The organism is Brevibacillus borstelensis, assembly GCF_036700025.1.
Classification (GTDB): Bacteria; Bacillota; Bacilli; order Brevibacillales; family Brevibacillaceae; genus Brevibacillus; species Brevibacillus borstelensis.
In genome coordinates, this window is record NZ_CP144922.1 from 575,544 (window position 1) to 596,843 (window position 21,300).

Genomic DNA, 21,300 nt, shown 5'->3' on the forward strand with positions numbered 1-21,300 from the left:
GGCAATTGTGATGAAAAAAGTTCGTGTATCTTTACTGGCATGCGCAATGAGCATAACGGCTATCCTGGCAGGCTGTGGCGGCGGCAATCAGCAGGCGGCCACAGAGCAGACAAGCGGGACGAGCGGTGCGGCATCCGGAGCGCAGCAGCAGACGGCAGATGCAGGCAAGCCAATCGAGATCGACTTCTGGTACGCGCTCGGCGGCCGCAACGGGGAAATGATCGAAAGCATGGTAAAACAATTCAACGAATCCCACAAGCACATTGTGGTGAAGCCGTCCTACCAGGGCAGCTACTATGAGAACCACGCCAAGGTGCTGGCCTCTGTGTCTGCCGGAAACCAGCCTGACGTGACGATGGTCGAGGTAGGCTCCATCGGGGCGTTTGCGGACGCGAAAGTGCTGCAGGAATTGACGCCTTACACGAACGGAGCCGAAGAGAAGTACATTCCCGGACTGATGGGCAACTCGTACTGGAAAGACAAGCTGTACGCGATCCCATTCAACCGCTCCACTCCGCTGTTGTACCTCAACCGCGACATGCTGAAGGCGGCCGGACTCGATCCGAACGGTCCGAAAAGCTGGGAGGAGCTGCGTGAATTCTCCAAGGCTCTGACCAAAAAAGAGGGTGACAAGACCAAAACATACGGCTTCTCCACCCCGATCGACATCTGGTTCTACGAAGCGCTGGTGTTCCAGAGCGGAGGCAACATCTTGAGTGAAGACGGCAAAAGCCTGCTGATCAATGAAGAAGCCGGAGTGGCACCACTCGAATTCTGGACGAGCATGTTGAAAGAAGGCGTGATGAAGGCGCCTCCGGGTGAAAAATACAATGCATGGGATGTAGCCAAGCAAGACTTCCTCAACCAGCAGGTGGGCATGATCTTTACCTCTACCGGGGATTTGCGCGGACTGAAGGAAGCAGCCAAATTCGACCTGGGCGCCGCGTTCCTGCCGGCCAACAAGAGCTACGGCGCTCCTACGGGCGGAGCCAATCTGGTGATGCTGGCGAAGTCCTCCGAAGAGGAGAAAAAGGCCGCTTGGGAGTTCATCGAGTGGATGACCGATACGAAGCAAACGATTCCGTGGTCGCTGGAAACCGGGTACATGCCAGTGACAAAAGAAGCAGTCGAGTCGGAAGAAATGAAAAAAGCGTACGAGAAGGAGCCGAACTTCCAGGTGGCAGTGAAGCAGTTGGAGTACGCAAAGCCGCGCCCGATGGTGCCAGGCTACAAGGAGCTGCAGGAAGTGATCATGACCGAAATCCAGCGTGCGGTATTGGGGCAGGCGTCCGTGGACGAGGCGATCGGCAAAGCGATGGAAAAAGGGCAGAAGCTGTTGAAAAAGTAACCGCAGCATTTTCGTGAAAAAGGAATTTGGCCTGGGCTGAGAGCAAGCAGCGACCGGGAAAAACGGAGGGAACATGATGAACGTCTGTATGGCACACCGCGGCTGGTCCGGAAAAGCGCCGGAAAACACGATGACAGCGATCCGCCTGGCGCTGGCAGAACCGGCAATCAAGGCGATGGAGATTGACGTGCAACTGTCCAAGGATGGCGTACCTGTACTTTGCCACGACTTTACGCTGGAGCGCACGACGAACGGAAGCGGACTCGTTCGGGACCACACCTTTGAGGAGTTGCGGACACTCGATGCGGGCAGATGGTTTGACGCGCGGTTCGCGGGTGAGAGAATCCCGTCGCTGGATGAGGTTTTGCAAGCAGTAAAGGGGCGATGCACGCTGAATATTGAATTGAAGACAGCGCCCGGCATGTACCCCGGTTTGGCGGAAAGTGTACTGGCTTTGCTGGAGAAGCATGACATGAAGCGGGACGTGTACGTGACGTCGTTTGACCATGAAGAGATCCGCCATGTCCGCCAGCTCGATGCCGAAGTGAAGACCGGCCTGATCGTCCTCGGAAATCCCGTACTGATGCTGGAGCAGCTTCGCGAAGCAGGAGTCCATATTTTGTCGATGGCCTATCCGTACCTGACGCCAGAGCTCGCTGCGGCTGCGATTGAGCAGGGCTATGAGGTAATCGCCTGGACAGTCGATGATCCCCAAACAATTCGCCATATTGTAAAGAACTATCCACGTGTGCAGATTTGTACCAACCACCCGGATCGAATGTTGGCTGTTTGCTAAGGACAGGCAAAAAGTTCAGAAGAACCTTATAAAAGGCTGCGGCTATATGGATGGACCGGAAGGGAGAGCCCCTTCCGGTTTTCATGTTTGGGGCAATCGTCTGTATGTCTGGGGGGAATGAAACAAAAGCTGCCCGGAAACGTAAATACATAGAAGGATACATCTGGAAGCTCCAAGAGGCAAAGCGAGGCCGCATCATCCCTTTCTTTGCCGTTTGGCGGTGTAATTTTGTTCGGAGGGTTTGCAATCATCTGGTAAAATGATGATGCGAATGAAAAAAGAGGCAGCATCAAGGGGAGACAAACGAATGATGGAGAGACCGGTTAGAATACTGGGGACAGGCAAATATTTGCCCAAGCGGCAAGTGACGGCAGAGCAGTTGGACCAAAAGCTGGGATTGCCGGCTGGATGGGTGGAAAAGAAATCGGGAGTGCGGGTTCGGCATTTTGTGACAGATGAAACTGCTACGCAAATGGGGGCCGCGGCAGCTACACAAGCGCTTCAGAATGCAGGCCTTACGTTTGCTGACATCGACTGTCTGGTTTGCGCCAGCGGGACGGCTCAGCAGGAAATTCCTTGTACGGCAGCGCTGCTTCAGGAGGAACTGGGGGAGTCGGACTCCGGCGTCCCGTGCTTTGATATCAATTCCACATGCCTCAGTTTTGTCACAGCGCTGGATGTGATGTCGGCTGCGATGGCTGCTGGCGTGTATAAGCGGGTTTTGATAGTCTCTACTGAAATTTCTTCAGTAGGGTTGAACTGGGAGCAAAAGGAGAGCAGTATCCTGTTTGGAGACGGGGCAGCGGCGGCTGTCATCGGACTTGCGCAGGACGGTTCTTCTTCCCGGATTCTCTGCTCCCGGATGGAGACGTACAGCAAAGGAGCGCATTACTCCGAGATTCGCGGCGGCGGGACCTTGATCCATCCAAGCGAGTACGGGAAGGGAAATGAGAGCGACTTTATGTTTGACATGGATGGACGCAAGCTGTTTCGGATGACCTCCCAGCTTCTTGAGGGCTTTATCGAGAGGTTGTTGTCCAACACGACTATTTCCCTTTCCGAAATCAAGGCGGTCGTCCCTCATCAGGCCAGCGGTATGGCGATGCGCATCATGGCACAAAAGCTGGGGCTTGCGCCGGGCCAGATGATCAATATTATTGAAAATCACGGAAATGTGATCGCTGCCTCTATTCCTATGGCATTGCACGAAGCGATCCAGGAGAAAAAAGTGGCCCGCGGGGACTTGCTGCTTCTGCTAGGAACATCAGCAGGGCTGTCCCTGGGAGGAATTTTGCTTGAATACTGAGAGGAAGACGATCCTGCTGACAGGGGGAAGAGCACCGGCTACCTTGGAGCTGGCTCGGCTGTTTGACGAGGCGGGACACTGCGTTGTGGTGGCGGAGAGCTTGCCCGCTCACCTGTGCCGGGTATCCCGAGCGGTTGCCCGTTCTTACCTCGTGCCCCCTCCCCGACAGCAGGAAAAAGAATATATCGAAGAGCTTTGCCGCATTGCAGAAAGGGAAAAAGCAGACCTGCTCGTCCCGACATGCGAGGAAGTTTTTTTCGTCGCAAAGGGCAGAGAGCGTCTCCGTCATTATGTGGAACCGTTTGTGGAAAGCCTTGAAGAACTGCGCATCTGGCATGATAAAGCAGCGTTTGTCAGGCTGGCGGAGCAAGCCGGTTTTTCCGTCCCGCAGACGAGATCGGTTATATCGGCTGCCGGGCTGCTGGAAGCTCTCCAAGATGTCGAACCGGGAAAAAGCGTCGTGTTGAAGCCTGCTTTTTCCCGGTTTTCTTCCCGTGTCCATATCTTGCGCCGCTCTTCGCCAAGAAAGGATTGGTATACAGCGAGCGAACTCCCTGCTATAAGAGAGGGAGAAACATGGCTCGTGCAGGAGTTCATCGCGGGCAGGCAGCTGTGCAGCTATGCGGTAGCCAGGGAAGGCCGCCTTGCCTTGTACGCCGATTATGCCACGACGTTCACGGCCGGGCAGGGGGCGTCTATTTCTTTCAGCTTTGCGGACCATCCCGGAGTGCGAACGTTTGTCGAAAAGATGGTCGGGCTCCGCCGTTTTACCGGGCAGATCGCCTTTGATTTTATCGAGACACGCACAGGGGAGCTGTACCCAATCGAATGCAACCCGCGCCTGACCAGCGGTATCCACCTCTTCAGGGGAAAAAGGGAGGCGGCAGAGGCGTTTTTTGGTGGTCGCGGAGCTGGCGGGGAACATGACGGAAACGACAATAACGAGGCTTTGGAAAAGCCGGAACGAGCGACTCTCCCGGTGCACGCGGAGAAACAGCCTGTAGTTGTGCCTTCCGCGAATGCATCGGCAGCGTTGTCGATGGCTATGCTCTTCTACGGACTGCCTTCCCTTCGCAGTTGGAGAGAAGGAAGGCGCTGGCTGGGGGAGTTCCTGAAGTCGCGGGATGTTGTGTTTCGCTGGAGCGACCCCCTCCCCGCCTTTGAGCAGCTGCGTTTGCTGTGGATATTGGCAGATATGAAAAGAAAGACCGGGATGAGCATGATCGAGTGCTCCACAAGCGATATTGAATGGAATGGTGACGAATGAAAAACAGACGTGTACTGGTGACGGGCGGCACCGGTTTTTTGGGACAGAAGCTGGCGCGAAGGCTTCATGAGCAGGGCGCAGAGGTAACGGTGCTGGGCCGGAACAAACGGGTGGGCGAGGCATTGCAAAAGGAAGGAATCCGCTTTGTCTGCACCGACATCACGGATCAAAAGGCCGTTCGGGACGTCTGCTACGGGAAGCAGATTGTGATCCATGCGGCGGCGTTTTCTTCACCGTGGGGAAGGTACCGCGATATGTACGCCGCCAATGTGGAAGGCACACGCCATGTGATCGAAGGCTGCCGGCAGCACAATGTAGAGCGATTGATACACGTTTCGACTCCGAGCTTGTATTTCGCTTTTGAAGACAGGCTGGGCATTAAGGAATCGGATCCGCTGCCGCAGCGCTTTGCCAATGAGTATGCCGAGACGAAGTTCCTCGCCGAGCGGGAAGTCGACAACGCCTTTGAAAATGGCCTGGCGACGATTACGATCCGCCCGAGGGCATTGTTTGGACCCGGGGACAATGCAATCCTGCCCAGACTGATCCGGGCCAACAAAAATCGGTTTGTGCCCATTATTGAGGGAGGCCGGGCCGTCATCGACCTGACGTATGTGGACAACGTGGTGGATGCGCTTCTTTTGTGCATGGATTCTTCCGAAAAAACGCTGGGAAAGGTGTACAACATCACGAATGGAGAGCCGGTCATGCTCATCGATGTCCTGAAGTCGGTCTTTGCCAAGCTGGACATGCCGCTTAATAGCAAGGAGGTCTCCTATAGGCAAGCGTACGGCATTGCGTCCGTACTGGAGCTGCTGTCCCGCACGCTGCTCGCCTACAGAGAGCCGATGCTGACTCGTTACACGGTGGGTGTCTTGGCGAAAAGTCAGACGCTGGATATTACCCGAGCCCGGGAAGAGCTGGGGTACGAGCCGCGGGTCGGCTTGCAAGAAGGAATCGAAATCTTTGCGAATTGGTGGCGACAAGAGCATGAACGTAACACTGACCCTGCTTGATACGGGCTTTTGCCGGCAGTTGGAGGCCATCTCGCTTGGCGGAGGGCGATTCCAATCGATCCGGTTTCACGCTGTGGCAGGGTGCATGCATCATCCGGACCACGGCTTGCTGTTGTTTGACACCGGGTACGCCCCTCATTTTTTTACAGCAGCCGCACGTTTTCCCTATTCTCTTTACGCCAAAGCGACTCCGGTCTTTACTGAGCGGAGCCAGTGTGTGAAGGAACAGCTGGCAAGCAAAGGGATTGGACCGGAACAGGTCACTGGCATCTTCATTTCGCATTTCCATGCGGATCATATTGCCGGCTTGCACGATTTTCCGGGGGCCCGGCTGTACTGTTTCCGTTCGGCTTATGAGGAGGTCAAGGGACTTAAAGGAATCGCCGCCGTCAGAAGGGGATTTTTGCCGGAGTTGATGCCGGAAGACTTTGAGGAGCGTGCCATTTTCATTGACGATGGTCCAAAGATACGCTTGTCCGGGGAGTACCATCCGTTTGAGGAAGCGTACGATCCGTTTGCAGACAAAAGCCTGCTGGCAATCGATTTGAGCGGACACGCCAAAGGACAGTTCGGCCTTTTCCTGCGCGACACGCAGGACCGCGACATCTTTCTTTGCGCGGATGCGGCCTGGTCCAGCGAGGCGTACCGGAAGCATCGGCCACCACATCCTGTTGCACACCTGATCAAGGCGGACGCTGCTTCCTATTTGCGGAATCTGAGGCGCCTCCATGAGCTTCACCGGAGCTGGCCGGAGCTGTACATCCTGCCTACGCATTGTCCAGAAGTACATGAGCTGAGCAAGGGGGAATTTGCATGGAGCTGATCGGTACCCTCTGGCAGTACATCAAGACCAGGCGGCTGGCCAAGCGGTTTCACACCCGCCAGGAGCTTGCCTGCTGGCAGGAGAAGCAGGTCCAGAAGCTGCTCCGCTACGTTTTGCCCCGTTCGCCTTTTTACCGCGAGCGAATCGGGAGCGATCCTTTGCACGGTTGGAAAACGATCTCTCCGATTGAAAAGCGGGAGATGATGGAGCATTTTGATCTTCTGAACACGGCTGGAATCAAGCGTGACGAAGCGCTTCGGATTGCGGAGGAGGCCGAGGAGACACGGGATTTTACCCCGAAAATCGGAGAGGTTACGGTTGGGCTATCGTCAGGAACCAGCGGCAGCCGCGGTATTTTCCTGGTCGGGCCGGATGAGCGGGTCAGATGGGCCGGTGCCATACTGGCGAAGGCATTGCCGGGGCCGCTCTGGGAGAAGCAGCGGGTCGCCTTTTTTCTGCGGGCCAACAGCAATTTGTATACATCGGTAAAACGGAAACGGCTGCAATTCGCCTTTTTCGACCTGCTTCTTTCGCTGGAAGCGCATATTGCCCATCTGCAGCAATACCAGCCGACGATACTGGTAGCGCCTCCCTCCATGCTTCGGTTGCTGGCCGTCGCCAAGCAGGAAGGCTCCCTTGATATCCGGCCAGGCAAGGTTATCTCCGTAGCGGAGGTGCTGGACCCGATCGATGAAGAGGTGATCCGCGAGGCATTCGGCGGGCCCGTCCACCAGATCTACCAATGTACGGAAGGCTTCCTGGCGGCGACCTGCTCGCATGGCACTCTGCATGTAAACGAGGACATCCTGGTAATGGAAAAGGAGTATCTGGACGAGGAAAAAACCCGGTTCCATCCGATTATTACCGACTTTTCCCGGTACACGCAGCCGATGATCCGATACCGTTTGAACGACATCTTGACGGAACGGAAGGACCCTTGTCCCTGCGGCTCCGTGTTTTTGGCTCTCGAACAGATCGAGGGACGGGCAGATGACATTTTCTATTTTCCATCTGCCAAAGGCGCTGATGGTTCTGCTGAAAGAGGCGAGGGGCTCCGCCCCTTTTTCCCTGATTTTGTCCGCCGGGCAGTGATGACTGCGTCACAGGGAATTGAGGAGTACATCGTCCGTCAAAAAAGTCCCGAGCACGTAGAAGTCTCGCTTGTCATTTCGCCGGGATATCGGCGGGAGGATGTGGAAGAGGACGTCCGTCGGAAGCTGCAGCGGGAAATAGAGAGGCAGGGGTACGCAGGGCCCGAAATCGTTTTTTCTCCTTATCAACCACCGGAGCGGGGAAGGAAGCTCCGGCGCGTGGAAAGGATGTTCCAACCTGATGAACGCTGAACGCGTCCGCCTGTATGAGAAAACGGATTTGGCAGAGCTTGCCTGGGAGAGGATGAAGGACGGAGAGTATGCCCGCGCCTATCTGGAGCCGCTGATTCTCGATTCTGTCCCGGCGTACATGTCTAATGTCCGCACGCGGATGGGGGCGCTTGTCATCGATGATCTCGTACTGCCTGTAACTGTCAATGACGAGGAGTACGACAACTCATACGTATGCTCGCCCTATACACACTACATCAGCTATGCCCGCGAGGAAATGAAGCTGGTCACGTCTTCCATGATAGCTTCTCTCGGCGGGCCGTTGTTGTCCGGGGCAGGTGCCCTGATGAAGCTTAGCCGTGTGAATCGGATTGTGTTCGTGAACAATTGGCTTCTGTCCACCAATCTGTATCACCCGTTGACGGCTGAACAGGTCCGGGAAATCACCAGCTTCCTGACCAGGAGGTTTCCGGACCACGCCGTGGCTTTTCGATCCGTAAGTCCAATCGTCTGTCCGGAGGCATGGACCGGCCTGGAGCGGAGCGGATATGTGATGGTGCCGAGTCGGTATGTGTACCTGTTTGACCCCAAACAGGCTAATGAAAAGGGCTGGCGCGTTCGCAATACGTTAAAGCGGGACCGGGATATGCTGAAGAAAAGCGGTTATCGCATCCTTCGGCACGAGGAGCTTGGGGAGGAGCATGCAGAGAGGATCGCCGCACTTTACCAAGCGCTTTACCTGGACAAATACTCCCAACTGAATCCGCAATTGACGCCGGCCTTTGTCCGACTGGCGCTGCACAGGCAGATACTGACCTTGATTGGTCTGGAAAAGGAAGGCAGATTGGACGGGATTCTCGGTTATTTTCAGCGAAACGGCATGATGACCACTCCCCTGTTCGGGTACGATACCGCTCTTCCCAAAAAACTGGGGCTGTACCGGATGCTCTCCAGCCTTTTGGTGTCGGAGGCGGAACAAAAGGGCCTCTTGCTTCATCAAAGCGCCGGAGTCGGGGCGTTCAAAGCGGATCGCGGGACAGAGGGTACTGCGGAGTATACGGCAGTGTATATAAAGCATCTTCCTTACCGGCGACAGATGATCTGGAGAGCCTTGGATGCGATCCTCGATCGCGCTGTCATCGGCATGGCGAAAAAGTACAAGTGGTAACGGACAAAAAGACAGCTTGGAAACCATTCAAGTCAGCACGGTATCGGTTTATGTCTATCGATACCGTGCTCTTTTTTTGCGGGCAAGGGATTTGCCAAAGACAAACGAACAGCGTGCATGCCGGACAATCGGATGTTCCGCGTTACCGATACAGGGTAAACTTCCGGACTTGGTCCTGCAGCTTCTCGGCAACCCTCGCGAGTGATTCGGCAGAAGAAGAGACCTGCTCGACAGCAGCCAGTTGTTCTTCGGTTGCGGCGGAAACGTTTTGTGTACCGTCTGCCGAGTTTTCTGCCACCTTGGATATTTGCTCGATCAAATAGACGGCTTGTTCCGTGCTTGCCGTCATTTGCTGGGAATAGGCCTGCACTTCCTGAATCTTGCTGGCGACCTGAGCGACGGATTCGCTGATCTGAACGAATGAGCTGCCAGCCTCGTTAACCACTTCAATACCGAGTGCCACTTCCTTCGTTCCTTTTTCCATGGAAAGCACGGCGGTATGGGATTCGGTCTGAATCGTTGTGATCATTTGTTCAATCTGCTGGGCTGATTTCGCCGATTCCTCGGCCAGCTTCCGTACCTCGTCAGCGACCACGGCAAAGCCTCTTCCCTGCTCTCCTGCTCTTGCTGCCTCGATTGCAGCATTGAGCGACAACAGGTTTGTCTGTTGGGCGATGTCGGTAATCACCTGGACGATCTGTCCGATTTCCTGTGAGCTGTCTCCGAGGCGTTTGACGATGCCGGCGATCTCGTTTACTGTGCTGTGAATCAACTGCATCTGGCTCATGACCGTGTCGATCGCCTTGTTGCCGCCGACAGCAATTTCCGAAGCAGTCACGGCAGAGTCAGCTGCATTTTGTGCGTTAACGGCTATATGCTGAATGCCCGTTGAGACTTCATTGATGGCTCCTACACTTTCCGCCACGCTTTGTACCTGCTGTTCCGCTCCGTATGCCACCTCCTGAATCGAAGAGGCGATCTGTTCCGTTGCCTTGCTGGTCTCCTCGGCATTGGCCGACAGCTCCTCTGCAGAGGAAGCGAGCTCTTCGGCTGCTGTGTTTACCTGTTCGATGATTGACCTCAGATTGCCTACCATATGGTTGACTGACTCGGAGAGCTGCCCTACTTCATCCCGGCTTCTGATGGCCAGCGGATCTACCGCCAGATCGCCATCGGAAATTCGGCTGGCCACGGCGGCAACCTCAACGATGGGACGGCTGATTTGACGAGACACAAAGTAGGCGGCTGCAATGACGATGGCTGCTACGATACCTACAATCAACATCACATTCAGTGTCAGCGCTGTTACCTCAGAGGTGATGGACTCGATCGGGATGTGGAAAAACAGGCTGTAATGAGTCTTGGGGATAGAAGCGTACGTAACGACGTATTCGGTACCGCCGTCCAGATACGTAAAGGAGCCCGATTCGGGTGCGTTATTTTTGAGAATGCTGCTCAAGCCTTCAGGGAGAGCTGCTTCCTCAATGGTTTTGCCGATCAGGTCGGGGTTGGGGTGTACCTGGATCAGTCCTTGGTTATCGACCAAAATCGGGTAACCGCCTTCACCCAGTTGTACATTGTCCAAAAAGGTCGAGGTGAACGAATCCACGTTTACAAGCCCGGTCAGTACGCCGAGTTTTTCTCCGGCATTGCTCACAACGGGAGAAGCGACTACAATCGACCGATTTCCGGTCGTTTTTGCGATCAGCATGTCAGAGTAGCTGGTTTTTCCCTCCATGCCGAGTTTGAAGAACGGACGCTCCGCCAGGTTGATCCCTACGCTGCCTTCAAACGTGTCCGCTGTTACCTTCCCGTCCGGGGAAATAAATGTATTTCCGTCAAAGATTTTGATTTCGTTCGTAAATTTGCGAATGAACTTGTTCTTTGCTTCATTGTCAAAGGATTGGATGTCCGAGGATCGTGCCAGAATCATTACTTCCGACAGTCTCCTGTCCAGCCATTGGTCCATGGCGTTTGCAGTCGACTCCGTCAAATGAACAAAGGAATCCTTTTGCTTGTCGATCAAAATTCTGGTGCTTTCGGTCAGTACCAGATAAGAGCAGGCGATCAAGGGGAGTACGGCCACAAGCAAAAACCAGATAATGATTTTATTCCGAAGCTTGCTGAACAGACGCATCGTTGCAGCATCCTTTCATAATTCATGCTGGGAATCCGGAAGGGACAGAGTATAAAGCTGGAAATGCAGACTGCTGAGATAATCCCAGCAGTCTGCACGTATTATAAATCAATAGCCCATGGCAGCCCCTTCGCCGCGCGGGTCTGCACCGCCAAACTTGATGTTGCTTTTCGGATCGATCAGAATGGCACCGGATTGACCCATCGCATCGGTATAAGCGGCTTCCAGCTTCTCAACCGGATGACCGCGTTTTACCAGCTCGTCGAGGACTTCCTGCGGAATGCGGCTCTCTACCTTCAGATTGTTGGAGGAGGAGCCCCAGTTGCGGCCATGCAGCCATCTCGGTGCTTCAATCGCGTCTTGAACCGTGAATCCGAAGTCGATAATGCGCGTGACGAGAGCGGCTTGTGTCTGCGGCTGCCCCTCACCGCCCTGTGTACCGTACAGCAGGTAGGGCTTGTTGTCTTTCAAGAGCATAGCCGGGTTGATCGTGTGGAAGGTGCGCTTGCCTGGCTCCAGGTGGTTGATATGATTCGGGTCCAGAGAGAAGTAGCTTCCACGGTTTTGCAAGAGAACACCAGTGTCCTTCGCGACGACGCCCGAGCCCCAATCGAAGTAGTGGCTCTGGATCATGGAAACGGCATTGCCGTACTTGTCGACTACACCGAGCCAGGTAGTGTCGCCCTTGGGATCGAGCGGTTCTACGGTTTTGGCAGCCTGCTTCATGTCAATCCGGGCAGCAAGGTCTTTGCCGTGCTGCTTGGACAGCAGCTCGTCTACCGGAATGTCAACAAACTCAGGGTCTGTCAGCCATTTGTCGCGGTCGGCAAACGCTTGCTTCGTCGCTTCCACGATAGCGTGGTAGTAATCCGGCGTGCCTTCGCCCATGCTCTTCAGGTCAATGTTGTTCAATATGTTCAGAATCGACAATGAGGCCATGCCTTGAGAGTTGGGCGGTACGTTGTAGGCTTGGTATCCGCGATAGTCGACGGTGATCGGATCAGCCCAGGTGGACGTGTGCTTTTCAAAGTCTTTCAGAGTCAGCAAACCGCCGTTTGCCTGCATGTCTTTTACGATTTTTTCGGCGATCTCGCCTTTGTAAAAACCGTCTGCGCCTTTTTTGGCGATCACTTTCAACGTTTTCGCCAGATCCTCCTGCTTGAGGATTTCGCCGGCCTGGTACGGCTCGCCGTTCGCTTTCAGGTAGGTCTTGCGGAACCCTTCAAAGCGCTGCAGATTTTTCAGATCGTTGTCTGTCGGATCGATCGCGTATTTGGTCCAGTACACTTGGTTGGGAGAGACCGGATAGCCTTTTTCCGCATATCCAATCGCCGGCTCCAACAGTCTGTCCCATTTCAGCTTGCTATCTCCAGCCAATTCCTTGTGTGCGTAGTTGTACGCTTCCCACCAACCGGAAACGACACCAGGGACCGTGTTGGCGGACTCGTACCCGCGGGAAGGAATTTTTTCGTAGCCTTTCTTTTTGTAATATTCGATCGTTGCCTTTTCACCAGCTCGACCGCTTCCGTTCAGCGCTCTTACTTCTTTCGTCTTTGCATTGTAGATCAGCCAGAAGTTGTCGCCGCCAATCGACGTGTAGTGCGGGTAAACAACGGCGAGCGTAGACGCGGCGGCAATCGCGGCATCGACTGCGTTTCCGCCCTCCTCGAGTGTTTTGAGAGCTGCGGCTGTAGCCAGGTAGTGAGGAGCCGTAACCATGCCGTTTGGCGACATTGTTGTGGGGCGATTTGCCGCCTCCACTGCGGCAGTTGTGAAGCTGGACAGACCGATCGTCGCGGTCAGCGCTAAAACAGAGAGTTTCTTCCAGATTGACTTTTTCACTTTCCATCCTCCTTGTTGTGTACGGTCGAAGCATGAAAGGTTGAACGGTTCGGGTCAAAATCGATTGGCATCACCTCCTTTGCATAACAACACAAAAAGACCAATGACATAGGATCATTGGTCTTTGGTCCTACATCAATACTTCGGCAGCTGGCTGGCTTGTCCATTTGCTGGAGGTAGCCCCTGTAGCTTTGCGTCGCCGGATTTCCCCGGGTTTGCCATTATCGATATCAATGTGAAATAAGATAGTGAACGCAATTTGTGAAACTTAGTACATATGAAAAAATGTACATATGGGAAAAGATTCGTAAGATTGAATCTGATTCCATAGATGCAAAAAATATCTATCCATTACCTATATTCGGTAATATTGGACTAGTACTTTAGTGAAAAATTTATTTATTTTTTTCAAACAGATGCATATCCGTCTTCCGTTTCTCTTTCTTACTCCGAAACGGCTAAGATCTGCTGGCTAAGCTGTTGAAGGTTGCGAGCAAAGAGGCTGGGATAGCTCCAGGAGGCATATGGTTCGGGTATGGGGATTGCTTCGATGGCTTCGGGTGTGGAGCCGTTCTCGGCCAGATGCTTGGCTTGGTCCCACAAAGCTTCCAAATAGTGAAGACAGCTATCCACAGTTTGATGGTCTCCGACCGGGCCGTGGCCGCCGACTGCTGCCGAAATGGGCAGGTCTTTCCAAGCCTTCAAAACGGAGACCCAGTGGGAAAGATTTCCTGTCTGCATACTGGGATGATTTTGCACAAAAAGCAGGTCGCCGGCCAGAAGAACGGGGTCTTCGGGCAGGTACAGGACAGAGTCGCATGTGCTGTGTCCGTTTCCTTTGGCGGTCAGTACGGCAGTTCGCTTCGAGCCGTGGAGCGTGACAGAATCAGAAAATGTCAGGGAGGCAGGGGTCGCGGAGAACGTAGGCAGTGCAGCGTCAAGGGCGAGAATGTCTCCGAGGTCGGTGCGAAGCTCCTTTTGCTTTTCCGGATCTGATTCGGCTTCCAAAGATTGGCGAACCTTGTCAGGGTATTCGGGGTGCTGCTTTGCGAATTGGACGAGGCTTGTACAACGCTCGAGCATGAGATTTTTGGTGGTTTCTGTGGAGAGGATAATGGCATCGGAAAAGACTTGGTTGCCGCCCACATGGTCAAAGTGGAAATGGGAATTGATAACCAACGATACAGGGCGTCCAAGCAATTGCTCGGCTGCTTCTCGCAGTGCAAGCCCTGCCTTGGGCGTGTACATGGTGTCAAAAACGACCGTCCGATCGCCCAGATCGACGATGGCGGCATTGCCCATGGCTCCTGTGCCTGCTTTGATAACGGCGGCAAAAACACCTTCCGCAATTTCTGCCAATGTAAAAAAGGAGGATTGTGTATTGATTTTTTCAAGCACACTCACAACAGATCACCCCAATCATAAAATATGTTTCTGCCTGTAGGATAAAATGGGAATCTTTTGGAAACAACTTCAATTTATATACATCGTGTGAACACCCACGGGGGCTCTCCTGCTTATGATAGTAAAAACCCTCTGAAGGGCGGTTTGTAAAAGCGCCTGGTCCAGAGAAGGTGATTCTTGCTACAAGCCGGTTGGCCAAGGGGTGACTGATAACGATGATGCATCGGCCCAACATCAGAAGCCGGGCGAATTTGTTGAACTATCGCCGGGGAATCAGTATTATGGAATGTAAAGGTGAAGGGAAAGGTTGAATTTCTGTGGAAAATAAATCGGCATCATCATCCAACTTTATCCGCAACATTGTCCTGGAAGACCTGCGAGAGGGCCGAGTCGGGGAAATCGTTACCCGCTTTCCTCCGGAGCCAAACGGGTATTTGCACATCGGACATGCCAAAGCGATTTGCCTTAATTTTGAACTGGCAAAGGAATTCAATGGCAGAGCCAATCTTCGTTTTGACGACACCAACCCGGTGAAAGAAGACACGGAGTACGTAGAAGCGATCAAGGAAGACGTACAATGGCTTGGCTTTGAGTGGGACGGACTGTTCTTTGCATCGGATTATTTTGAGGAAATGTACAATCGCGCCGTTCTGTTGATCAAAAAAGGACTGGCTTACGTATGTGATCTGTCCCCGGAAGAAATCCGCCAAACCAGAGGGACCTTGACGGAGCCGGGTACAAACAGCCCTTACCGCGACCGGTCGGTGGAAGAAAACCTGGATTTGTTCCAGCGGATGCGCAACGGCGAGTTTAAGGACGGCGAAAAGGTGTTGCGCGCCAAAATCGACATGAGCTCCCCCAATATCAACCTGCGTGACCCGATTTTGTACCGGATTTCGCATGCTACCCACCACAACACGGGAGACAAATGGTGCATCTACCCGATGTATGATTATGCACACCCGCTGGAGGACGCTATCGAGGGCGTAACCCACTCTCTCTGTTCGCTTGAGTTCGAGGATCATCGCCCGCTGTACGACTGGGTTGTCCGCGAATGTGAAATGGAAAACGTGCCGAGACAATACGAATTTGCCCGGTTGAACCTGACCAATACGGTAATGAGCAAACGGAAGCTGAAACAGTTGGTCGACGAACAGGTAGTAGACGGATGGGATGATCCGCGCATGCCTACCATTTCGGGACTTCGCCGCCGCGGCTTTACTCCTGAGTCCATCCGTACATTTGCCCGGGAAATCGGTGTGGCCAGAAGCAACAGCACCGTGGATGAAAAAATGCTGGAGCACTTCATCCGCGAGGACCTGAAGCTGAAAGCGCCGCGGACGATGGCTGTACTGCGCCCGCTGAAAGTGGTCATCACCAATTATCCGGAAGACCAGGTCGAGCTGCTGGATGCGGAGATCAACCCGGAAAATCCGGAAATGGGAACCAGACAAATTCCATTCTCCCGCGAAATCTACATTGAGCAGGACGACTTCATGGAGAACCCGCCGAGCAAGTATTTCCGCCTGTTCCCGGGAAATGAAGTACGGCTCAAGCACGCGTACTTCATCAAGTGCACGGACGTGATCAAGGATGAGCAAGGCAATGTCGTCGAAATCCACTGTACGTATGACCCTGAAACGAAGAGCGGCAGCGGCTTTACCGGTCGCAAAGTAAAAGGAACGATCCACTGGGTAGACGCCAAGCATGCGCTCCCTGCGGAGTTCCGCCTGTATGAACCGCTGATTTTGGATGATCAGGAGGAAGGAACCACGTTCCTTGACAATATCAATCCAAACTCTTTGGAGATCGTGAACGGATACGTGGAGCCTAACATGAAAGAGACCAAGCCCCACGACAAATACCAATTCTTCCGTCACGGATACTTTAATGTCGACCCGAAATATACGACAGAAGACAAGCTGGTGTTCAACCGGATTGTTTCCTTGAAGAGCTCGTTTGAACTGCCGAAGCAGCAGGGATAACAGAGAATGCAAAGCAGAAAGCTGTTGAAGTCTCATTGAGGCGTTCAACAGCTTTTTTTATTGGCTACATAGGATTAGGAACGTGGCTGCAGTGAGAGAAGCATATTTCCAGGCTGCGCTCCGGTCTGCGTCCGCAAGGGAGCCGAGACTGTCCGCTCTACAACGATTCGCGGGGGAGCGTAAAAGCAGCAGCCGTTCCGAAGCCCAATCAGAGTTACGCTCCTGATTCCCGCGAATTCGTTGTTTCGCTGGGCTGGACTCCGCTAGTCGCTCCGCCTGGAAATATGCTTCTCTGTCGTCGCGGGTTCTTTCGGGTATCTCGGGGAGAAAACAAAAGCTGTAGAGATGAAACAGGAGAAAAACGCGAAGGTCTTTGGGACACATACCCAGGCTTCGTTCCAAAAGTGGAACACGCTTTTAGCGTCCAACCTCTGAGAGGCTTCTGCGAACGGGCTGCTTTTGGACGCGGTTCCACTTTTGGAACGAAGCCGGCCAGGATTACCCACGGCAAGTGTCCCACCGAACCTGGAGCGTTTTTCTCCTGTTTCATCTCCTCCCCCCAAAGCCCGAACAACGCTCATTCTAAAAAACTACTATCGCTACCCCTGGTATCCATCTGACGTTCTTATCAAAATGGCCCTAGCAGATTAAAGAAGATTTGCTGTACCCAAGTCCATCTATAAACCTGTTCAAGCCATTGCGAGAGTCAGCGCGGAGGGGTAAACTAGCATCATGATCATGTAAACCGTTTTCATAGATAAAGGAGGTTACTAGAGATGGGAACGTCTCTCTTTCGGCGAAAGTGGACGACTGTCGACTTTGTCCTGATCGTCGTCACGGCGGCCTTGTACGCGGTCGCCTTGATTATGCTCGCTAACATCAAATTAGCTCCATCCGTACCGCTTCGACCGGCGAATGCGCTGCAGCCTGTTTTCGGCATTTTGTTTGGCATTCCCGGCTGCCTGGGTCTAGCATTTGGAAACGTGGCCAGCGATCTGCTGACGGGAGGCACACCGCCGCATGCAGTCATCGTCGGCTTCATCGGCAACTTTTTAGGAGGATTGATCGGATATTTGGCTGTCAGTCATCCGGCCTTGAAAACAGGGCGCAGCATCTTGCAATATTACATATTTGTTGTATTGATTGCCTCTACAGTGGTGGCCTGCTCGATTTTGATCAATGTGGCGCTTGGCTTTACGCCGATGGCCATCGCAACCTTGTTTATTCCGACCGTCTTTTTGAATCAGGCAGTATCGACGGCAATACTGGGGCCAGTTCTGCTAAAGCTGCTGTATCCGTTTGTGAAGCGGGCAGGCTTGTACCGGGGACGAGCACACGGCAATGGACTGCTTTCCATTGAAGAAGGCGGGCTTCGTCCGTGACCGGTCAGCCGCTGCTCCGTTTGGAAAACGTTCGTTGGCAGTACGAGGATAGCGCCAAGCATGCGCTATCCGACATCAATCTTTCCCTCTATCCGGGCGAAGTGGTGGGAATCGTCGGCCCCTCTGCCGCGGGCAAAACAACGCTTCTTTTGGCTTTGGCCGGGCTGGTACCGCGCAATTATTCCGGGCAGTTTTCCGGCGAACGCCGGGTCACCGGGGAGTTGGGGATCGTCTTTCAAGACCCGGAGACACAGTTTATCGGCCTTACGGTAGAGGAAGAGATCGCCTTTAGTTTGGAAAACAGCGGGCAAGCGGATGAGGAAATCGAGCAGCGGATTGGTGAAGTCCTCAAGCTGGTCGGTCTGGAAGGCTTTGCTCTCCGCTCTCCCTTTGAATTATCCGGAGGAGAGAAGCAACGGGTGGCCATCGCTTCGGCATTGGCCCATCAACCCCGAATCTTGCTTTTGGATGAGCCTACCTCCGAGCTGGACCCAAAAGGAGCTAGGGAAGTGTTTCAACTGCTTTCACAGCTAAAGCGGGAGCAGGAAATCACGATAGTCGTCTCTTCCCACGCGACAGAGGAATTGGCTCAATTTTGCGATCGCATTTTGCTCTTGGCGGACGGGCGGATTGAACTCGATTTGCCCGTACGTCCGTTTTTTGGCAAGGTGGAGGAGCTTGAGAAGCACGGAATTCTCGTCCCCGATGTCATACAGTTGTATTTGCAGATGTGCCGGACAGGCGTCATCACCGCGAACAAAGACGGGGTGCCGCTCCATGTGGATGAGTTGGCCGAGTGGTACCGCGAAGCTCGCATAAGCGGCAGGAGGGATGAGACATGAGCAGCTTGATCCGTTTTGAGAACGTCTCATTTGGCTATGAAGCTGACAAGCAGGTGCTCAAGGATGTTTCCCTGAACGTGGATCGAGGCGAACTCATCGCCATTATCGGCGGAAATGGCTCCGGGAAAACGACGCTGGCCAAGCATTGCAACGGTCTGTACAAACCGACGAGCGGGACAGTCACAGTAAAAGGAAGAGATACGCGTGAACAATCGGTTGCTGAGCTGTCTCGCACCGTGACGTACTGCTACCAAAATCCTGATCATCAGATTTTTCAATCAACCATTTTCGAAGAAGTCGCTTTCGGGCCGAAAAACCTGGGGCTGCCGCAGACTGAGATAGAACAGCGCGTCACAGAAGCTCTGGCTGCTGTGGGACTTGAGCAGATGCGCTCAGTCGAGCCGTATTTTTCGAGCAAAGGGACCCGGCAAAAGATTGCGGTGGCCTCTATTTTGGCGATGAAGCCGGAGGCGATCGTGCTGGATGAGCCGACGACAGGGCTGGACTACCGCGGCGTGCGGGATATCATGGCGCTGTTGCGAAAGCTGCACCAGGCCGGCCATACGATCATCGTCGTGACCCATGACATGAAGCTGGTGGCAGAATACGCCTTGCGCGTGCTGGTCATGCATCAGGGGAGGCTGCTGTGCGACGGGACGCCACAAGAGGTTTTTGCCCGACAGGAAGTGCTGATGAAAGCCCAGGTGGAGGCCCCTGCAGTTTATCGTTTCGGCGTTGCCGCAGGCTGGAGCGAGCCTGTACCGCTCACACTGGAGCAGGCTAAGGTGCGGGTGACAGAGGAGAGAATGCTGCATGAAACACGCTCATCCTAGTTTTGTACTGCTGTCGTTTATCTTGCTGGGGACGTTGCCGTTTCTGTTTCAAGACCCGCGATTTCTCGCAGTCGTTTTGTTGATCAATGCCTTGTTGATCGCCAAGCTGGGGTGGAGCCGATCGATGTTGAAGGGCTACCTGTTGATCGGGGGAATCGGGGCCGTGTTTGCGGCGATCACGTGGCTGCCGTTTACCAGCATCGGCCATCCGTATTGGAGCAGCAGGATCCCTTTGGTCAATTATCCGATCCAAGTGACGGACGTAGGTGTCCTGTGGGCATTAGGCATGGGACTAAGGCTGGCAAACGTGGCTCTGCTGTCGATGTATTACCTGTTTTCAACCAGTCCCCGGGAAATGGCGATGGGACTGAAGGGGATCGGTGTTCCATTTTCCGTCAGTTATTTGCTCTCGCTGATTTTTCGTTTTATCCCTCTCGTCAAGCATGACCTTGTCACGATCCGGGAAGCCCAGATGGTGCGGGGCCTGCAGCTCAGTGAAGGAAGCATTCCGGAGAGGATGCGAAAGTATGGCTTCGTTCTGGTTCCGCTCATTTTCAGCTCGCTCAAGCGCGTGCAGTTGATCGCCAATGCGCTGGACGCGAAAGGGTTCCGGATGAGAAACCGCCAGCATCGCTTTTACCGAATGCCCAAATGGAAATCCAAAGAGCTCGTCGTACTGGCTTGCGGTTTTGTTGTCGTTGCCGTATTGCTTTACTTCGCCCGCATTCATCCTGAACATATGGGCGTGTTGATACCCGGGAGGATTTGATTTGCACAAAATGCGGAAGTGCCGGGTTTGAATCATTGCGGAAGGTAGGGGGAATCATGGCCGGACAACAAAGAAAGCAGCTGGTGAAAAACGGACTTGTTCTGGCGTATACGGTCGCAGGGAGACCAGAGGCTCCTGCTCTTCTGCTGCTTCATGCGATTCGCAACACCAGTCGATTATTTGACCACATCCTTCCGGAGCTGGCGAAGCGTTGCCGGGTGATTGCGGTTGATCTGCGCGGACACGGAGAGTCGGTCAAAGAGGGGCCCTATACATTTGAACAGCTGGCTGAGGATATCCGTACCCTGCTGGATACGGAGGAAGTGGAACAAGCGGCCATCGTTGCCGCCTCTTTCTCGGCGGTCCCGGCACAAATGTTTGCGGCAGCCTTCCCGGAACGAGTCACACACTTGATTTTGCTGGACGGCGGCTTCTATAGCCTGCGAGAGATGCCCGGCTTTGACAGAGCGTCCACAGTAGACAGACTGGCAGAAACCCGCTTTCCTTCGATAGCTGCAGCGAGGGAGTCCTATATCGCCCGTTATGGAAAGGGCGGCATTCCGTCGTCCTTGCCGGAGAGCGAGCTGGAGCAAAAGGAAGACGGCGCTTATGGCTACAGGCTGCCGCGGGAAGCGTTTGACGGCTACTTTCGGGCATATGCCGCATTTGACAAGGAAGCCTTGTTTGCCTCGCTGAAATGCCCGGTATTGCTGCTGCTCGCAGACGAGATGACGCTGTCCGACGGGGAGCAGCAGCGTTTTTTTCAGAGGGCAGCAGCCGAATACAGACAAAAGGTTCCGCGTGCTGTATGCGAAAAAATTCCCCATGCACAGCATTTGCTCATGCTTACCCACCCGCGAGAGACGGTGGAGAGAATCATATCGTTTGTCCACTAGAAAAGGGACAGGCTGACTGGGTTGCCAGATCAGCCTGTCCCTTTTGCATGTGTACGACCGGAACGCATAGCAATAAAGGCTGATCGCGCCGGAGCACATAGCGAAGCTGGAGTTCTTGGGGCGCGATGCCGTCCCCGATAGCTTGACGAAGCCGAGCTTCTTTC

The 21,300-nt window shown here is 53.9% G+C and carries 17 protein-coding genes and 1 riboswitch; of the genes, 14 read left to right on the plus strand and 3 right to left on the minus strand.

Annotation, left to right across the window (positions count from 1 at the left end):
- Positions 1-10 precede the first annotated feature (10 nt).
- From V5G20_RS02740 to V5G20_RS02775, 8 genes are all read left to right on the plus strand, one after another.
- Complete coding sequence (locus tag V5G20_RS02740) at positions 11-1,348, plus strand: ABC transporter substrate-binding protein (RefSeq protein WP_003388549.1); 1,338 nt, start codon at positions 11-13, stop codon at positions 1,346-1,348.
- Between the two features lie 76 nt (positions 1,349-1,424).
- Complete coding sequence (locus V5G20_RS02745) at positions 1,425-2,144, plus strand: glycerophosphodiester phosphodiesterase (protein WP_003388548.1); 720 nt, start codon at positions 1,425-1,427, stop codon at positions 2,142-2,144.
- Positions 2,145-2,454: 310 nt separating this feature from the next.
- Positions 2,455-3,450, plus strand: a complete 996-nt coding sequence (locus V5G20_RS02750; protein ID WP_122957998.1) for a beta-ketoacyl-ACP synthase III — start codon at positions 2,455-2,457, stop codon at positions 3,448-3,450.
- Positions 3,440-4,717 (plus strand): hypothetical protein, encoded by a 1,278-nt coding sequence (locus V5G20_RS02755; protein WP_003388545.1) that lies wholly within the window; start codon positions 3,440-3,442, stop codon positions 4,715-4,717. The genes V5G20_RS02750 and V5G20_RS02755 overlap by 11 nt, the downstream gene beginning before the upstream one ends.
- A complete protein-coding gene (locus V5G20_RS02760) occupies positions 4,714-5,733 on the plus strand; it encodes an NAD-dependent epimerase/dehydratase family protein (protein ID WP_003388544.1) in 1,020 nt (339 codons plus the stop codon). Before V5G20_RS02755 ends, V5G20_RS02760 begins: the two co-directional genes overlap by 4 nt.
- Positions 5,708-6,556 carry an MBL fold metallo-hydrolase gene (locus tag V5G20_RS02765; protein ID WP_122957974.1) on the plus strand — a complete coding sequence of 283 codons (849 nt, stop codon included), beginning with the start codon at positions 5,708-5,710 and terminating at the stop codon, positions 6,554-6,556. The genes V5G20_RS02760 and V5G20_RS02765 overlap by 26 nt, the downstream gene beginning before the upstream one ends.
- Positions 6,547-7,899 (plus strand): F390 synthetase-related protein, encoded by a 1,353-nt coding sequence (locus V5G20_RS02770; protein ID WP_172920745.1) that lies wholly within the window; start codon positions 6,547-6,549, stop codon positions 7,897-7,899. The genes V5G20_RS02765 and V5G20_RS02770 overlap by 10 nt, the downstream gene beginning before the upstream one ends.
- Positions 7,889-9,046 (plus strand): GNAT family N-acetyltransferase, encoded by a 1,158-nt coding sequence (locus V5G20_RS02775; protein WP_172920744.1) that lies wholly within the window; start codon positions 7,889-7,891, stop codon positions 9,044-9,046. The genes V5G20_RS02770 and V5G20_RS02775 overlap by 11 nt, the downstream gene beginning before the upstream one ends.
- A gap of 142 nt (positions 9,047-9,188) precedes the next feature.
- On the opposite strand, the gene V5G20_RS02780 is transcribed toward V5G20_RS02775, so the two are convergent.
- The 3 genes from V5G20_RS02780 to V5G20_RS02790 all read right to left on the minus strand — a co-directional run bounded on the left by V5G20_RS02780 (position 9,189) and on the right by V5G20_RS02790 (position 14,429).
- Complete coding sequence (locus tag V5G20_RS02780; RefSeq protein WP_338463144.1) at positions 9,189-11,183, minus strand: methyl-accepting chemotaxis protein; 1,995 nt, start codon at positions 11,181-11,183, stop codon at positions 9,189-9,191.
- A 108-nt stretch (positions 11,184-11,291) separates the two neighbouring features.
- The gene (ggt, locus tag V5G20_RS02785) at positions 11,292-13,025 is read right to left on the minus strand and encodes a gamma-glutamyltransferase (RefSeq protein ID WP_003388537.1); all 1,734 of its coding nucleotides are present in this window, start codon (positions 13,023-13,025) and stop codon (positions 11,292-11,294) included.
- Positions 13,026-13,167: 142 nt separating this feature from the next.
- A riboswitch (cyclic di-GMP riboswitch) is annotated at positions 13,168-13,255 on the minus strand.
- 214 nt (positions 13,256-13,469) lie between these two features.
- Positions 13,470-14,429 carry an MBL fold metallo-hydrolase gene (locus tag V5G20_RS02790; RefSeq protein WP_311067958.1) on the minus strand — a complete coding sequence of 320 codons (960 nt, stop codon included), beginning with the start codon at positions 14,427-14,429 and terminating at the stop codon, positions 13,470-13,472.
- A gap of 317 nt (positions 14,430-14,746) precedes the next feature.
- Between V5G20_RS02790 and V5G20_RS02795 the strand changes: the two genes are divergently transcribed.
- The 6 genes from V5G20_RS02795 (at position 14,747) to V5G20_RS02820 (ending at position 21,136) form a co-directional block, all read left to right on the plus strand.
- The gene (locus V5G20_RS02795) at positions 14,747-16,414 is read left to right on the plus strand and encodes a glutamine--tRNA ligase/YqeY domain fusion protein (protein ID WP_003388535.1); all 1,668 of its coding nucleotides are present in this window, start codon (positions 14,747-14,749) and stop codon (positions 16,412-16,414) included.
- Positions 16,415-17,190: 776 nt separating this feature from the next.
- Positions 17,191-17,796: a QueT transporter family protein gene (locus V5G20_RS02800; protein WP_003388534.1), complete on the plus strand. Its 606-nt coding sequence runs from the start codon at positions 17,191-17,193 to the stop codon at positions 17,794-17,796.
- Positions 17,793-18,638 carry an energy-coupling factor ABC transporter ATP-binding protein gene (locus tag V5G20_RS02805; RefSeq protein ID WP_338463145.1) on the plus strand — a complete coding sequence of 282 codons (846 nt, stop codon included), beginning with the start codon at positions 17,793-17,795 and terminating at the stop codon, positions 18,636-18,638. Before V5G20_RS02800 ends, V5G20_RS02805 begins: the two co-directional genes overlap by 4 nt.
- Entirely contained in the window at positions 18,635-19,471 is an 837-nt protein-coding gene (locus tag V5G20_RS02810) for an energy-coupling factor ABC transporter ATP-binding protein (protein WP_251247059.1), read from the plus strand. Before V5G20_RS02805 ends, V5G20_RS02810 begins: the two co-directional genes overlap by 4 nt.
- Positions 19,452-20,240, plus strand: coding sequence for an energy-coupling factor transporter transmembrane component T family protein (locus V5G20_RS02815; RefSeq protein ID WP_003388530.1), 789 nt, complete (start codon positions 19,452-19,454; stop codon positions 20,238-20,240). The genes V5G20_RS02810 and V5G20_RS02815 overlap by 20 nt, the downstream gene beginning before the upstream one ends.
- Positions 20,241-20,296: 56 nt before the next feature.
- Complete coding sequence (locus tag V5G20_RS02820) at positions 20,297-21,136, plus strand: alpha/beta fold hydrolase (protein ID WP_003388529.1); 840 nt, start codon at positions 20,297-20,299, stop codon at positions 21,134-21,136.
- The last annotated feature ends 164 nt before the right edge of the window (positions 21,137-21,300 follow it).

Bases quoted from the DNA above. Each gene is read 5' to 3' on its own strand.
- V5G20_RS02775 (WP_172920744.1), top strand. From the start codon at position 7,889: ATGAACGCTGAACGCGTCCGCCTGTATGAGAAAACGGATTTGGCAGAG.
- V5G20_RS02810 (WP_251247059.1), top strand. From the start codon at position 18,635: ATGAGCAGCTTGATCCGTTTTGAGAACGTCTCATTTGGCTATGAAGCT.
- V5G20_RS02770 (WP_172920745.1), top strand. From the start codon at position 6,547: ATGGAGCTGATCGGTACCCTCTGGCAGTACATCAAGACCAGGCGGCTG.
- V5G20_RS02815 (WP_003388530.1), top strand. From the start codon at position 19,452: ATGAAACACGCTCATCCTAGTTTTGTACTGCTGTCGTTTATCTTGCTG.
- V5G20_RS02780 (WP_338463144.1), bottom strand. From the start codon at position 11,183: ATGCGTCTGTTCAGCAAGCTTCGGAATAAAATCATTATCTGGTTTTTG.
- V5G20_RS02745 (WP_003388548.1), top strand. From the start codon at position 1,425: ATGAACGTCTGTATGGCACACCGCGGCTGGTCCGGAAAAGCGCCGGAA.
- V5G20_RS02820 (WP_003388529.1), top strand. From the start codon at position 20,297: ATGGCCGGACAACAAAGAAAGCAGCTGGTGAAAAACGGACTTGTTCTG.
- V5G20_RS02800 (WP_003388534.1), top strand. From the start codon at position 17,191: ATGGGAACGTCTCTCTTTCGGCGAAAGTGGACGACTGTCGACTTTGTC.
- V5G20_RS02750 (WP_122957998.1), top strand. From the start codon at position 2,455: ATGGAGAGACCGGTTAGAATACTGGGGACAGGCAAATATTTGCCCAAG.
- V5G20_RS02760 (WP_003388544.1), top strand. From the start codon at position 4,714: ATGAAAAACAGACGTGTACTGGTGACGGGCGGCACCGGTTTTTTGGGA.
- V5G20_RS02740 (WP_003388549.1), top strand. From the start codon at position 11: ATGAAAAAAGTTCGTGTATCTTTACTGGCATGCGCAATGAGCATAACG.
- V5G20_RS02765 (WP_122957974.1), top strand. From the start codon at position 5,708: ATGAACGTAACACTGACCCTGCTTGATACGGGCTTTTGCCGGCAGTTG.